We start from the raw sequence: 13,011 nt of genomic DNA, 5'->3' as shown, positions 1-13,011 counted from the left end.
GGTCATTTCAAGAGGTTTCTTGAAATGAAAAGCCCCGGCATAACCGGGGATTTTGCGTTGTTTTCGGGTTCCAATGCAATCTTGTGAAACCTATAGAAAGAGCTTGATTGGCTCAGACGTTGAACAGGAAGTTCAGCACGTCACCATCCTTCACCACGTACTCCTTGCCTTCCGAGCGCATCTTGCCGGCTTCTTTCGCGCCGGCTTCGCCCTTGAACTTGATGAAGTCATCGAAGGCGATGGTCTGGGCGCGGATGAAGCCGCGTTCGAAGTCGGTGTGGATGACGCCGGCGGCCTGGGGGGCGGTGTCGCCCACGTGGATGGTCCAGGCGCGGACTTCCTTGACCCCGGCAGTGAAGTAAGTCTGCAGGCCGAGGAGCTGGTAACCGGCGCGGATCAGGCGGTTGAGGCCGGGTTCTTCGAGGCCCAGGTCGGCCAGGAAGGCCATCTTGTCCTCGTCGTCCAGATCGGCCAGCTCGGCCTCGATCTTGGCGCAAAGGGCTACCACCGGGGCACCTTCCTTGGCGGCGTGTTCGCGCAGGCGGTCGAGGTAGGGGTTGTTGTCGAAGCCGTCTTCGGTGACGTTGCCCACGTACATGGCGGGCTTGAGGGTCATCAGGCACAGGGGCTTGAGGATCAGCTTCTCGTCGTCGCTGAGCTTCATGGTGCGTGCCGGCTGGCCCTCGTTGAGGTGGGGCAGCAGCTTTTCGAGGATGGCGACGAGCTTCTGGGCATCCTTGTCGCCGGAGCGGGCCTTCTTGTTCTCGCGGTGGATGGCCTTCTCGACGGCGGCCATGTCGGCCAGGGCAAGCTCGGTGACGATGGTCTCGATGTCGGCCAGCGGGTCGACCTTGCCGTTCACGTGGATCACGTTTTCGTCTTCGAAGCAGCGCACCACGTTGACGATGGCGTCGGTCTCGCGGATGTTGGCCAGGAACTGGTTGCCCAGGCCTTCGCCCTTCGAGGCGCCCGCCACGAGGCCGGCGATGTCCACGAATTCGACGATGGCCGGCTGGATCTTCTGCGGATTGACGATGGCGGACAGGGCATCGAGGCGGGGGTCGGGCACTTCAACGATGCCGACGTTGGGCTCGATGGTGCAGAAGGGGTAGTTCTCGGCGGCGATGCCGGCCTTGGTGAGGGCATTGAAGAGGGTCGATTTGCCGACGTTGGGCAGGCCGACGATGCCGCATTGGAGAGCCATGGTGTTCCTTTGATATGCAGGGCTTCCGGCTGAGCGTGCCGGAAAGCCCGCTATTGTAAAGCGGGTTCCCGTTCATCCAAAGGCCGATGGTGCTCTGCCCGTCCGGGGCGGAGGTTCCGTGGCGCTTTGTGGGTGGCTAAGCCCTGCTGGTGGTGGCTTCCTGCCACAGGGTTGGGCATTGCCAGTGCGCAAGCCAGGCTGGCAAGGCTTCGGCGGGCATGGGGGGGGCGATGCCGTCGCCCTGGGCGCAGTCACAGCCGATGCCCAGCAAGGCAACACCTTGCTCAGTGCTTTCGAGCCCTTCGGCGATCACGTTCCGGCCGAAGCTGTGGGCCAAGGCTACCACGCCCTTTACGACGGCCAGGTCTTCCGGGTCTTCCAGGATGTTGCGCACGAAGGATCTGTCGATCTTCAGCGTCTGTGCGGGAAGTCGGCGGAAGCAAGCCAGGGATGAGCAGCCGGTGCCGAAGTCGTCGAGGGCGAAACGCACGCCGAGGGCGGCGTTGTCGCGGATGATCCGGGCGATCTTCTCCACCTCGTTCATGGCGGTGGTTTCCGGGATTTCGATTTCCAGGCGGTCCGTGGGTAGTGCCGGGTGGGTTTGGAAGAGGTGGGTCAGATGCTCGGAGAAGCCGGGGCTCTGCAGGTGGTGGCCCGAGATGTTGACGCTGATCGGCAGGTGCAGGCCAATGGCCGCCCAGCGACCCATTTGGGAGAGGACTTCGGTGAGTACCCATTGGTCGAGGCGGGTGGCGACGTCGCTGCCTTCGACGTAGGGCAGGAAGCCCGCCGGCAGGCGCAGCCCTTCGTCCGGGTGGGCCCAGCGGATCAGGGCTTCGACTCCGACCACGGTGCCCAGGCGCATGTTCACCTTGGGTTGATAGACGAGGACGAACTCCCCTGTGTCGAGGCCTTTCTCGACCTCGGCGGCGATCTGGGGCAGGGTGCGTGCACGATGATCGAGTTCGGTGTCGAAGAGGCAGTAGCGGTTGCGCCCGGATTGCTTGGCCATGAGCATGGCCTGATCGGCATTGCGCAGCAGCACCTCGGGCTCTTCCCCGTCGAGGGGGCACACCGACACGCCGATGCTGGCGGAGATGGCGATGTCCCGGGTCTCGGAGATTGAGGCCGGGCGGCCCACGGCCTTCTGCAGGCGGGTGATGGTGGCGGGGATTTCCTCGCGCTTCTCGATGCCGCCCATCAGCACCACAAACTCGTCTCCCCCCAGGCGTGCCACGGTGTCGGTGCCGCGCACACAATCCTGGAGGCGGGCGGCGAGTTGGACCAGCATGCTGTCGCCGGCGGAATTCCCCCAGGTATCGTTGAGAAGCTTGAATCTGTCCAGGTCCAGATAGCACACCACCACCAGGCTGTCTTCGCGCTGGCCACGGAGGATGGCCTGGTGGAGGCGGTCGATCATCAGGGCCCGGTTGGGCAGGCCGGTCAGGGAGTCGTGACAGGCGAGAAAGTTGATCTGCTCTGCGGAGCGCACCTCGGCGGTGACGTCGCGCAGGATGGCGTAGTAGCCGTCGTCCAGGCCGTCGCTGCCCACGGCCTGCTGCACGCTGGTTTCAAGCCAGCGTTCGATACCGCTCACCGGGTCCCGACGCTGGCTGCGATAGGCACCCCGCCCATTGTTCTTGAGCAGGGTCTGACGGATCTGGCGTACCGTTTCGGCGCCCACCGTGTCGGTGATGGGGCTACCGATCAGGGTTTCGGCAGCCTTGCCGTGGAAGTGCGCGTAGTTGTTGTTTACATAACGGTAGCGCCCGTCCGAGTCCACGGAGGCCAGCATGATGGGGCTGTGTTCCGTGACCAGGGCGAGAGTGGCGGCGAGCCGTGCCTGCTCGGAGTAGCGTCGCAGGTACAGGTGGTGGGATAGCACCGTAAAGAAGCCTATGGTGCAGAAGATGGCGCAGAGCATCAGCCAGCGTGCCAGGGGCGACACCGGGCCGGCCTGGGGAATCCAGTTGTAGTGCTCACTGAGGGAGATGCCGAGCAGGGCGACGAGGGTCGCGACGGTCATGCCAATGGCACGCCGGGGGCTGCCAAACCAGCTTTTCACGAAGATCAGCAGGGGGATGACGACTATGCCGATGCTGCGGTTGCCGCTGCCGAACGGGGCCGAGATCAGGATGATGGCCCAGGTGCCCCAGATCAGCACTTGCCCGGCCCTCCGGGTGTGACCCAGACGGATACCGATGTGGACGCCCAGGGCAAGGAGGCAGATCAGTGCCGATGGGACCAGCAGGCGTGTATCGGCGTCACTGAGCAAGTAGGCGAGGCTGACGGCAGTGCCGAGCAGGAGCAGTGTCGCGGAACTGAAGAACTTGAACATCCGTGCGCTGGCATCTTCATCCAGCAAGGTCACGGTGCGGTGGGGGATGTGGGGTGGGGGCACGCAGAGTGGCTCGGGCAGGGTACCGCGCCGGTGTGGGCGTGTTCTGCTCATCCGGTGCGGAGCGGGATTCTGACTGCCCCTAGCGTACCAGCAACAGGTAGATCAAAAAGATGTTGAGTGTCACGGATGCCGCCACAATCAGCCGCAGTCCGAGCTGTGGGTCACGGGCCAGCAGTGGTGACTTGCGGGCAACCGAGAGGGGGCGGTGGGCGCCCCGTTCGATGGCAAGGAGAAATTCCTCGGCGGTCTCGAAACGGGCCTTCGGTTCGCGGGCGACGGCTTTCAGCAGGACGGCTTCGAGCCAGTCGGGGATGTCTGGGCGGTAGCGCGTGGGCGGGGCAGGGTCGCCAAACCTCGGAGTCTGGAAGGGCTCTATCTCGCCATAGGGGTACTTGCGGGTCAGTAGCTGGTAGAGAGTGACGCCGACGGCGTACAGGTCGGTCTGCTCGTTGGCACCCGTGTGGCGCGGGCCAAAGAGCTCGGGGGCCATGTAGCTCGGGGTGCCGGGGTTGTTGATCTCTCCGAATTTCTGGCCGTCGCCGGAGGCATCGGATGCCGCGACCCCCAGATCGAGAATGCGCAGGCGTCCCTCGCCGTCCAGGTGCAGGTTGTCGGGCTTGATGTCCCGGTGGACGATGGACAGGCGGTGCAGGCCGGCGATGCCCTTGAGGATGCGGCTGCCGAGCTCGGCGATCTCGCCGCTGCCGAAGCGGTGTCCGTTGTCGAGCCTGGCCTTGAGGGTGGCGCCGTCGTGCCAGCTCATCAGGTAGTAGAGATGGCTGCGCTCGGGGTAGGGAATGACCTGGGGAAACCAGGCGTCATTCACCCGCCGGGCCAGCCATTCCTCGTGGGCCAGCGCCGCGGCGGATTCGGCGTCGTCGTGCTCGGGGCGCAGCGTCTTGAGGACACGGGCGTGGCCCTGGGCGTCGCGCACCCGGTAGAGCAGGGTGGCGATGGATTCGTGGAGCAGGGCGTCTACAGTCAGCCCGTCGATCTGCTGGCCGGGCTTGAGCCGCGGGGGCAGGGGCAGGCGATGCAGGCGGTCGATGTTGTCGCGCAGGCGGTCGGGGGGCAGGGTGTCGATGCGCAGCACCAGGGCCGTGCAGTTGTCCTGGCTGCCGCCCCCTTCGGCGCTCATGGCCAGGCGCGAGGCCGCGTCTTGGGGATCGGTTTCGGCACGCAGGATGTCTGCGATGCGGCGTTCGCCCAGGGGGCTCCACACGCCATCACTCATCAGCGCAAAGACGTCGCCGGCCTCCAGCTCTCCGTCGGCGTAGTCCACCGACAGGTGAGCATCGAGCCCGACCGCGCGGGAGAGCACATTGTCGAGCTCCGGGTGCTCCCATACGTGGTCGGTGCTCAGCAGCTCCAGGCGCGTACCGCGCAGGCGGTAAATGCGTGAATCGCCCACGTGGGCCAGGTAGAAGCGGCGCCCGCGCAGCACGATGGCCGACAGGGTGGTGGCCATGCCAGCCGCCTCCCGGGTACGGGCTGCGTGGGATACCAGCCAACGGTTGAGGGCCCCCAGCACCGTGTCGAGAGCTTTGTTGACTGCCCAGGTGTCGGGCGTGGCGTAGTAGTCCGACAACAGGCCGCGGACGGTGTATTCGGAGGCCTCGCGCCCGTTGGCGTGGCCGCCGACCCCGTCGGCCACGGCCGCCAGGATGCCCTTGCTCTCCAGTTCGGCCCCCTCGGGGGTGACCGCGCCGCAGAAGTCCTCGTTGCGCGGGCGCGGGCCGGTGAGGGAGGCGTAGCCGAGGGCGGCCTGGAGTCGGGACATGGGGGTCAGATCTTGGCGCTGGTCATGTTGGGGGCACCCCAGGTGGTGCGCCAGCGGCCCTTGACGGCGGTGAGGCCGAGCAGCGCGGCGATCGCCAGGGTGGCGAAGATCAGGAAGCCGGCCTGGTAGCTGCCGGTCACCTGGCGACTGTAGCCCAGGCTGGAGGCCAGGTAAAAGCCGCCGACACCGCCGGCCATCCCCACCAGGCCGGTCATCACGCCGATTTCCTTGCGGAAACGCTGAGGCACCAGCTGGAACACGGCGCCGTTGCCCATGCCCAGGGACAGCATGGCGCACACGAACACGGCCAGGGCCATCCAGGCCTCGGGCAGGCCGAAGCTGACGATGGACAGGAAAATGGCGGCGAAGACGTACATCACGGTGAGGCTCTTGATGCCGCCGATGCGATCGGCCACGTTGCCGCCGATGGGGCGCACCAGGCTGCCGGCGAAGACGCAGGCGGCCGTGAAGAAGCCGGCCATCTTCGGATCAAGCCCGTACTGGGTGTTGAAGTAGATGGTCAGGGACGAGGCCAGCCCGACGAAGCCGCCGAAGGTGACCGAGTAGAAGAACATGAACCACCAGGCGTCCTTGTCCTTGAGCACCTTGAGGTATTCGGCGAAGGACTTGGCCGGCGGGCATTCGGGGGCATCCTTGGCGAGCACCAGGTAGACCACGAACACGATGCTGAGCGGGATCAGGGCCAGGCCGAAGACATTGACCCAGCCAAAGGCGGCAGCCAGGCCGGGGCCGAACAGGGCCGCCAGGGCGGTGCCGGAGTTGCCCGCGCCGGCGATACCGAGGGCCGTGCCCTGGTGTTCCGGCGGATACCAGCGGGAGGCCAGGGGCAGGGCCACGGCGAAGGAGGCGCCAGCCACCCCGAGGAAGAGACCGAGGATCAGCGTCTGTTCATAGCTGTGGATGCCGAACTGCCAGGCTACGAACAGGGCCACGATGACGATGACCTGGCCGATGGCGCCAGCCATCTTGGGCTTGAGATGATCCACCAGCACGCCCATGACCATGCGCAGCAGTGCACCAGCAAGCACAGGCGTGGCCACCATCAGGCCCTTCTGGGCGTGGGTCAGGCCCAGATCGTTGGCGATCTGCACGCCGAGGGGGCCGAGGAGGACCCACACCATGAAGGCCAGGTCGAAGTAAAGGAAGGCGGCCAGGAGTGTCGGTGTATGCCCGGCCTTGAGGAAGGATTTCTTGTCCATGATGGGTGGCTTTCAAACGTATTGTGGATTGATGGGGTTGTTTCTTTGGGCGCAGGTGCTCGCCCCGGTGTTCGTTGGTAGGTGCTATAGCTGGAGAAGCACGTCGCCGCCCTCGACCTTGACCGGGTAGGGCTTCACGCAGCCCACGTCCGGGGCCACCACCTCACCGTTCTCGAGCTGGATCTTCCAGCTATGCAGGGGGCAGGTGACGGTGTTGCCGTGGACGATGCCCTGGGACAGGGGGCCGGCCTTGTGGGGGCATTTGTCTCGTACCGCGAAGACCTGATCCACCGCGTTGCGGAAAACGGCGATACGGCCTTCCCGGGCGCTTTCCACCACTCGGGCACCGAGCGGCGGGATGTCGGCGAGGGCGCAGATTCTTGTCCAGTCGGTCATCGCTTGCGCTCCTATACCTTGATGATCTCGAAGTCGCGCTTGTGGCTGCCGCCGGACTTGTCTTCGAAGATTGCCGCCCACGGGTCCTTGTAGTCCTGCAGTGCGAAGAGCAGCTTTTCGTACAGTGCCTTGCGGCATGCGGCATCGCCGAGCACCTGTTTCCGGATGTGCTCCATGCCCACTCGCTCGATGTAGTGGCAGGTTCGTTCCAGGTAAAAGCCTTCTTCCCGGTAGAGCTGGATGAAGGCGCCGCCGTACTCCATCACCTCGTCGTCGTTCTGCACCTTGACGAAGAACTGGGCCACTTCGGTCTTGATGCCGCCGTTGCCGCCGACGTAGAGCTCGTAGCCCGAATCCACACCAATCACCCCGACGTCCTTGATGCCGGATTCGGCGCAGTTGCGCGGACAGCCCGATACCGCCAGCTTGACCTTGTGGGGGCTCCACATGCCATAGAGCATCTTTTCCAGCTTCACGCCCAGATCCATGGAGCGCTGAGTGCCGAAGCGGCAGTGCTCGGAGCCGACGCAGGTCTTCACCGTGCGCAGGCTCTTGCCGTAAGCGTGGCCTGAGACCATGCCGGCCCGGGCGAGGTCGGACCACATTTGCGGCAGGTCTTCCTTCTTCACGCCGAGCAGGTCGATGCGCTGGCCGCCGGTGACCTTGACGGTGGGCACCTTGTATTTCTCTGCGGCGTCGGCAATGGCCCGCAGTTCGGTAGGGGTGGTCAGGCCGCCCCACATGCGGGGCACCACAGAATAGGTGCCGTCCTTCTGGATGTTGGCGTGGGCGCGCTCATTGATGAAGCGGCTCTGCGGGTCGTCGATGGCTTCGTGGGGCCAGGAGGACAGGCAGTAATAGTTGAGTGCCGGTCGGCAGGTGGCACAGCCGTTGGGCGTCTTCCAGCCCAGGTGCTGCTGGGCTTCTACCACCGACAGCAATTTGTGCTCGCGGATGGCCTTGCGCACTTCGCCGTGGGAATGATCGGTGCAGCCGCACACAGCCTTGTTGTTGGAGTCGGCCGGCTGGTAGGCGCCACCGACCGTGGATGCGAGGATCTGCTCCACCAGCCCGGTGCAGGAGCCGCAGGAGCTGGACGCCTTGGTGTGCTTGCGTACGTCCTCAAGGCTGAACAGGCCGTGCTCCTGGATGGCCTTGACGATGCTGCCCTTGCAGACGCCGTTGCAGCCGCAGACCTCGGCACTGTCGGGCATACTGGCGGCCACGTTGTTGCCTTTGTGGCCCACGTCGCCCAGGTGAGCATTGCCGAAGACCAGGTGGTCGCGGATGTCGTGGATGTCCTGCTCGTCCTTCAGGAGCTGGAAGTACCAGGCGCCATCCTTGGTGTCGCCGTAAAGCACGGCGCCCACCAGCCTGTCGTTCTTCAGCACGATGCGCTTGTAGATGCCCAGGCCCGGATCGTGGAGCACGATGTCCTCGGCGCCGTCGGTGCCCGAGAAGTCACCGGCGGAGAAAACGTCGATGCCGGTGACCTTGAGCTTTGTGCTGGTCACCGAGCCCTGGTAGCGGCCGATGCCCATCTCTGCCAGATGATTGGCGCACACCTTGGCCTGCTCGAACAGCGGTGCCACCAGACCGTAGGCCGTGCCGCGGTGATTGGCGCATTCGCCCACGGCATAGATTCGAGGGTCATAAGTCTGCAGCGTGTCATTGACCACGATGCCCCGATTGCAATGGATGCCGGCCTTCTCGGCGAGCTCCACGTTGGGGCGGATGCCGGCGGCCACGCACACCAGGTCGGCGGAGATGCTGTCGCCGTCCTTGAACTTTACGGCGGCCACACGCCCGGACTCACCTGCAACCAGCTCGGCGGTCTGGGCATTCATCTTGAACTGCATGCCCTTCTTCTCCAGCTCGGCCTGAAGCATCTTGCCGGCGGTGCGGTCGAGCTGGCGTTCCATGATCCAGCCGGAGTTGTGCACCACGGTCACGGCCATGCCGCGCAGTGCCAGGCCATTGGCGGCTTCAAGGCCCAGGAGACCGGCGCCGATCACTACCGCGTGCCGGTACCGGGCGGCGGCGTCGATCATCTCGTCAGTGTCCTTGATGTCCCGGTAGGAGATCACCCCGGGCAGATCCCTGCCGGGGAAGGGGGGCATGAAGGGCGTGGAGCCGGTGGCGATCAGCAGGCGATCGTAATTGGCGGTGACGGTCTCGCCGTTCCGGTCGGTGGCGATCACCGAGCGGTTGTGGCGGTCTATCCTGGTGACACGGGCACCCAGGTGCAGGGTGATGCCGTTGTCGGCGTACCACTGCAGGTCGTTCAGGATAATGTCCTGGATGGTCATCTCGCCGGCCAGCACCGGGGAGAGCAGGATGCGGTTGTAGTTGGGGTGCGGTTCGGCGCCGAAGACCGTGATGTCGTACATGTCCGGCGCGATCTTCCGCAGCTCTTCCAGCGTGCGGACGCCTGCCATGCCATTGCCGACCATGACCAGTTTGAGTTTGCGCATGATTCCTCCGACGATTGATTCTCCCCGGCCGGTCGCACAGGGCGGCCGAAGCGGGCGGTGAGCCTTGGGCAGGAGAGATCGTCGTTGATCGTGGTCAGGCCGCCGTTGGCTTGACCACGTCGCTCCACGGGGGGAGCGCGCAAACACCTGGATTCAGGTTGTGCGCGGCGCAGCAAACTCTTTATTGCTGGCCGTGCTTTCGATGGAGGTCTTTAAGCAATCGTTGTGCCATGCTGAACGCGGTGGCAGGTGGCAGGTGGCAGGAGGCAGGCTGCAGGCGGTTTCTAGGCCTTGTGGTCAGCCACAGGGCCGGGCTTCATGCACCCGGCTGGTGCGGCTTGCCCCGAGGTGGGGCGATCTTCAGGAGCTGGTCTTGCGGCGTTGCAGCAGGTAGGTGGTCAGGCTGATGAGGATGGTGGCGAAGATCAGGAAGGACCAGTTGGCGATGGTCAGCCCGAACAGGGTCCAGTCAATGGCGGAGCAGTCGCCGGCGCCACGGAAGATCATGGGCAGGGCGGACGACAGGGGAAAGCTCTCGAGCATGTACTCAAGCCCCGGCCCGCATTCGGAGACGGCCGGCGGATACCACTGCATCCATGACTGACGGGCCGCCACGCCGGCCCCGGCCAGGGCCGATATGCCAAGCAGGGCTGAATACGCCAGCAGGCCCTTGCGCCCCGGATTGTGCAGCCCGGTAACCAGGCCGATCAGGCCGCATGCCAGCATGGCGTAGCGTTGCATGATGCACATGGGGCAGGGCTCGATACCCTTGATGTGCTGAAGGTAAAGGCCGACCGCCAGCAGGGCGGCACAGACTGCAAACAGGGCAAGGCCCAGGGTACGGACAGGGATACGCGAGAACATCGGTGGGCTGCACTGAAACGGAGGAGGCCCATTGTAGCGGGCCTGCCTTGGCGTTGGCGGCATCCGGGTGTCGGCTCCCCCATGATTTGGGCGCAGAGGATGTGCGGAAAACACGAGAGGGCACCGCGGTGCCCTCTCGTCCGGATGTGCAAGGGGGCTTACTTGCTCTTGATCATCGTGCCGACGCCGTGGTCGGTGAGGATCTCCAGCAGCAGGCAGTGCTCGACGCGGCCGTCGATGATGTGCACGCTCTTCACCCCGTTGCGGGCGGCGTCGAGGGCCGAGCCGATCTTGGGCAGCATGCCGCCGGACAGGGTGCCATCCGCAACCAGGTCATCGATCTGCCGCGGGGTAAGGCCGGTGAGCAGATTACCCGCCTTGTCGAGCACGCCGGGTGTGTTGGTGAGGAGGACGAGCTTCTCGGCCTTCAGGATCTCGGCCAGCTTGCCGGCCACCACGTCCGCGTTGATGTTGTAGCTCTCGCCCTGCTCGCCGACACCGATGGGGGCGATCACGGGGATGAAGTCCCCCTTGTCGAGGAAGGAGATCAGGCTCGGATCAATCTGGGTGATGTCGCCGACCTGGCCGATGTCGATCAGGTCGCCCGGCACATCTTTGTTTTCCATCTTGAGCTTGGTGGCGCGGATGAAGCCCGAATCCTTGCCGGTGAGGCCCACGGCCTTGCCGCCGGCCTGGTTGATCAGGCTGACGATCTCCTTGTTCACCTGTCCGCCCAGCACCATCTCGACCAGCTCCATGGTCTCGGCGTCGGTGACGCGCATGCCCTGGATGAACTCGCCCTTCTTGCCGACACGGGTGAGCATGGTTTCGATCTGCGGGCCACCGCCGTGCACCACTACCGGGTTGAAGCCAACCAGCTTGAGCAGTACCACGTCGCGGGCGAAGCACTCCTTCAGTTTAGGGTCGGTCATGGCGTTGCCGCCGTACTTGATGACCAGCGTCTTGTCCTGGAAGCGCCGGATGTAGGGCAGGGCCTCGGCGATGATGGCGGCCTTCTGGGCCGGGGAGAGATTTGCGGTGTTGATCGGGTCGCTCATGGTGGGCTGTCGCGCAGGAGGGTTTGAGATGTAGGCGCGATTGTAATGACCGGCCATGCAAACCAAAAGCGTGAACACGTTTCAGACTGTTTGCCCGGTCGTAATAGACTCTGGCCTCTGAAACAGGAGGCACGATCATGGAGCGAAGGAAGGATGAAGCGGGACGTAATATTTGTCCGGCTTGCGGTGCGGCATTCACCTGTGGGATGGAGGCCGGGCTTGCGGAGTGTTGGTGTGCGAGTCTGCCGCCAGTGCTCGCGGTGCCGGAGGCCCATGCGGGCCAGTGCTATTGCCCGGCCTGTCTGCGGCAGAGGATCGAGTCGGCCCTTACGCCGCCGCGCTGAGCCGGCGGGTGACCAGCCGGATGGCGTCCCGGTTGGTCCATGAGAAGACCCGTGCTGCCGCTTCCTGCCAGGGAAGCCAGCAGGCTGCAGTGTGCTCGTCGGCCGCCAGGCTTGGGGTGACAGGGGTGGGCAGGCACAGGCTGAAGAGGTGCTCTGTGTTGTGGGTGACGCCTGGGGCGTAGCGCTGGCGCCAGCGGGGCAGGATCAGGAAGCGGTTGCTGAGCTGCCAGTCCGTGAGATCGGCGGCTGTCGCGGTGATTCCGGTTTCTTCGGCGACTTCGCGCAGGGCGGTGGCGATGGGGGCTTCGTCACCTTCCCGGCTGCCGGTGACGGATTGCCACAGGCCGGCGCCGCCGGCCCGTTCCATCACCAGAACCTCGAGCTCGGGGGTGTGGATGACCACGAGCACCGAGATCGGCTGTTTCGGGCCCTCACTCATTCCATGTCCTGCAGCCAGTCGGTGTGGGTGCCGGCGGTGCCGACCAAGGTCCAGAAGGGGATGCCGTCTTCGCGCCAGGTGTCCGCGGCATCCTGGAAGACCGACAGGGCCATGGCGAAATCGGCAGGGGCGGCCTCTGCGAAGGCATCGCTGTGTTCGAGGATGATGACGTAGCCGTCAGCGGCCATCCACGACAGATCGGTGAGGCAGTCGGCCAGGGCGTCCCAGTTGTGCCCGTACCAGTCGGGGAAGTTGAGGGCTTTGCCGACTGCGTCCAGAAAGGCCTCCTTGCCGGTAACTTGGGCGAGGTTGACCCGGTGGAGAGGGTAGTCGAGGCTTTCGGCGGCTTCTTCGAGGGCGAGGTCGGAGGCAAAGGGCATGCGATGGAGCCCGGCCCTTTCGGCCCGGGACAATAGGGTGTGGAACTGGGGGGCGGTCATGTTCAGTCCTGGATCCGCCGGAAGCTGCGGTAATGATCGTCGGAGTAGTAGAACACCGTGGGTGGTCGCCCGCCACTGATAATGCGGCGGGCGCCCCGATTGCGGGAGCCGGGGGTGGTCACGGTGTACTCGCGGTAATAGCCGCGCTGAGCGTCGGGCAGGCGGCCTTCCCGGTTCTGGAAGGTGATGCCGTCCCGTCGATAGGGAAAAGGGCCGCCCTGACGGATAAGGGCAAGGGTCTCGCGGGCTTCCGGGGGGAGTGCCGACGCTCCAACGGCAGGGATCTCCGCACGGTACCAGTCGAGGAGGTCACGAGCCTGGGCTCCGCCGGCACACAACAGGACGAGAAGGAAGGCAAGGCGGAGGAGGTGCATGGCGACGCAGCTTGAAG

Annotated in this window: 12 protein-coding genes; 1 reads left to right on the top strand and 11 read right to left on the bottom strand. The window is 65.0% G+C overall.

Features of this window, described 5'->3' with window-relative positions; all coding sequences use genetic code 11:
- Positions 1-112: 112 nt before the first annotated feature.
- The 8 genes from ychF to argB form a co-directional block, all read right to left on the bottom strand.
- Positions 113-1,204 carry a redox-regulated ATPase YchF gene (ychF, locus tag PHI64_RS09655; protein ID WP_299882039.1) on the bottom strand — a complete coding sequence of 364 codons (1,092 nt, stop codon included), beginning with the start codon at positions 1,202-1,204 and terminating at the stop codon, positions 113-115.
- A gap of 136 nt (positions 1,205-1,340) precedes the next feature.
- A complete protein-coding gene (locus tag PHI64_RS09650; protein ID WP_299882038.1) occupies positions 1,341-3,605 on the bottom strand; it encodes a bifunctional diguanylate cyclase/phosphodiesterase in 2,265 nt (754 codons plus the stop codon).
- A 79-nt stretch (positions 3,606-3,684) separates the two neighbouring features.
- The gene (locus PHI64_RS09645; protein ID WP_299882037.1) at positions 3,685-5,385 is read right to left on the bottom strand and encodes a bifunctional protein-serine/threonine kinase/phosphatase; all 1,701 of its coding nucleotides are present in this window, start codon (positions 5,383-5,385) and stop codon (positions 3,685-3,687) included.
- Positions 5,386-5,390: 5 nt separating this feature from the next.
- The gene (locus PHI64_RS09640; RefSeq protein WP_299882035.1) at positions 5,391-6,605 is read right to left on the bottom strand and encodes a nitrate/nitrite transporter; all 1,215 of its coding nucleotides are present in this window, start codon (positions 6,603-6,605) and stop codon (positions 5,391-5,393) included.
- An 84-nt stretch (positions 6,606-6,689) separates the two neighbouring features.
- Positions 6,690-7,001, bottom strand: a complete 312-nt coding sequence (gene nirD / locus PHI64_RS09635) for a nitrite reductase small subunit NirD (RefSeq protein WP_299882033.1) — start codon at positions 6,999-7,001, stop codon at positions 6,690-6,692.
- A gap of 11 nt (positions 7,002-7,012) precedes the next feature.
- Positions 7,013-9,475 (bottom strand): nitrite reductase large subunit NirB, encoded by a 2,463-nt coding sequence (gene nirB, locus PHI64_RS09630; protein ID WP_299882031.1) that lies wholly within the window; start codon positions 9,473-9,475, stop codon positions 7,013-7,015.
- A gap of 360 nt (positions 9,476-9,835) precedes the next feature.
- A complete protein-coding gene (locus tag PHI64_RS09625) occupies positions 9,836-10,339 on the bottom strand; it encodes a disulfide bond formation protein B (RefSeq protein ID WP_299882029.1) in 504 nt (167 codons plus the stop codon).
- Positions 10,340-10,497: 158 nt separating this feature from the next.
- The gene (gene argB, locus PHI64_RS09620) at positions 10,498-11,397 is read right to left on the bottom strand and encodes an acetylglutamate kinase (RefSeq protein ID WP_299882027.1); all 900 of its coding nucleotides are present in this window, start codon (positions 11,395-11,397) and stop codon (positions 10,498-10,500) included.
- Positions 11,398-11,534: 137 nt separating this feature from the next.
- On the opposite strand from argB, the gene PHI64_RS09615 reads away from it, so the two are divergent.
- On the top strand, positions 11,535-11,741 hold the full coding sequence (locus tag PHI64_RS09615; RefSeq protein WP_299882025.1) for a cysteine-rich CWC family protein: 207 nt from the start codon (positions 11,535-11,537) through the stop codon (positions 11,739-11,741).
- Here the strand turns inward: PHI64_RS09615 and nudB are convergent.
- Genes nudB through PHI64_RS09600 form a run of 3 tightly spaced genes read right to left on the bottom strand, consistent with a single transcriptional unit; the run spans position 11,725 to position 12,994 of the window.
- A complete protein-coding gene (gene nudB, locus PHI64_RS09610; RefSeq protein ID WP_299882023.1) occupies positions 11,725-12,180 on the bottom strand; it encodes a dihydroneopterin triphosphate diphosphatase in 456 nt (151 codons plus the stop codon). The two genes, PHI64_RS09615 and nudB, sit on opposite strands and share 17 nt — an antisense overlap.
- A complete protein-coding gene (locus PHI64_RS09605) occupies positions 12,177-12,620 on the bottom strand; it encodes a barstar family protein (protein WP_299882021.1) in 444 nt (147 codons plus the stop codon). The genes nudB and PHI64_RS09605 overlap by 4 nt, the downstream gene beginning before the upstream one ends.
- 2 nt (positions 12,621-12,622) lie before the next feature.
- Positions 12,623-12,994: a ribonuclease domain-containing protein gene (locus PHI64_RS09600; RefSeq protein ID WP_299882019.1), complete on the bottom strand. Its 372-nt coding sequence runs from the start codon at positions 12,992-12,994 to the stop codon at positions 12,623-12,625.
- Between the last annotated feature and the right edge of the window lie 17 nt (positions 12,995-13,011).

It is taken from the genome of Zoogloea sp. (genome assembly GCF_028689785.1).
GTDB lineage: Bacteria > Pseudomonadota > Gammaproteobacteria > Burkholderiales > Rhodocyclaceae > Zoogloea.
The sequence above is the reverse complement of the archived record's forward strand: the minus strand, read 5'-3'. Positions and strand labels throughout refer to the sequence as shown.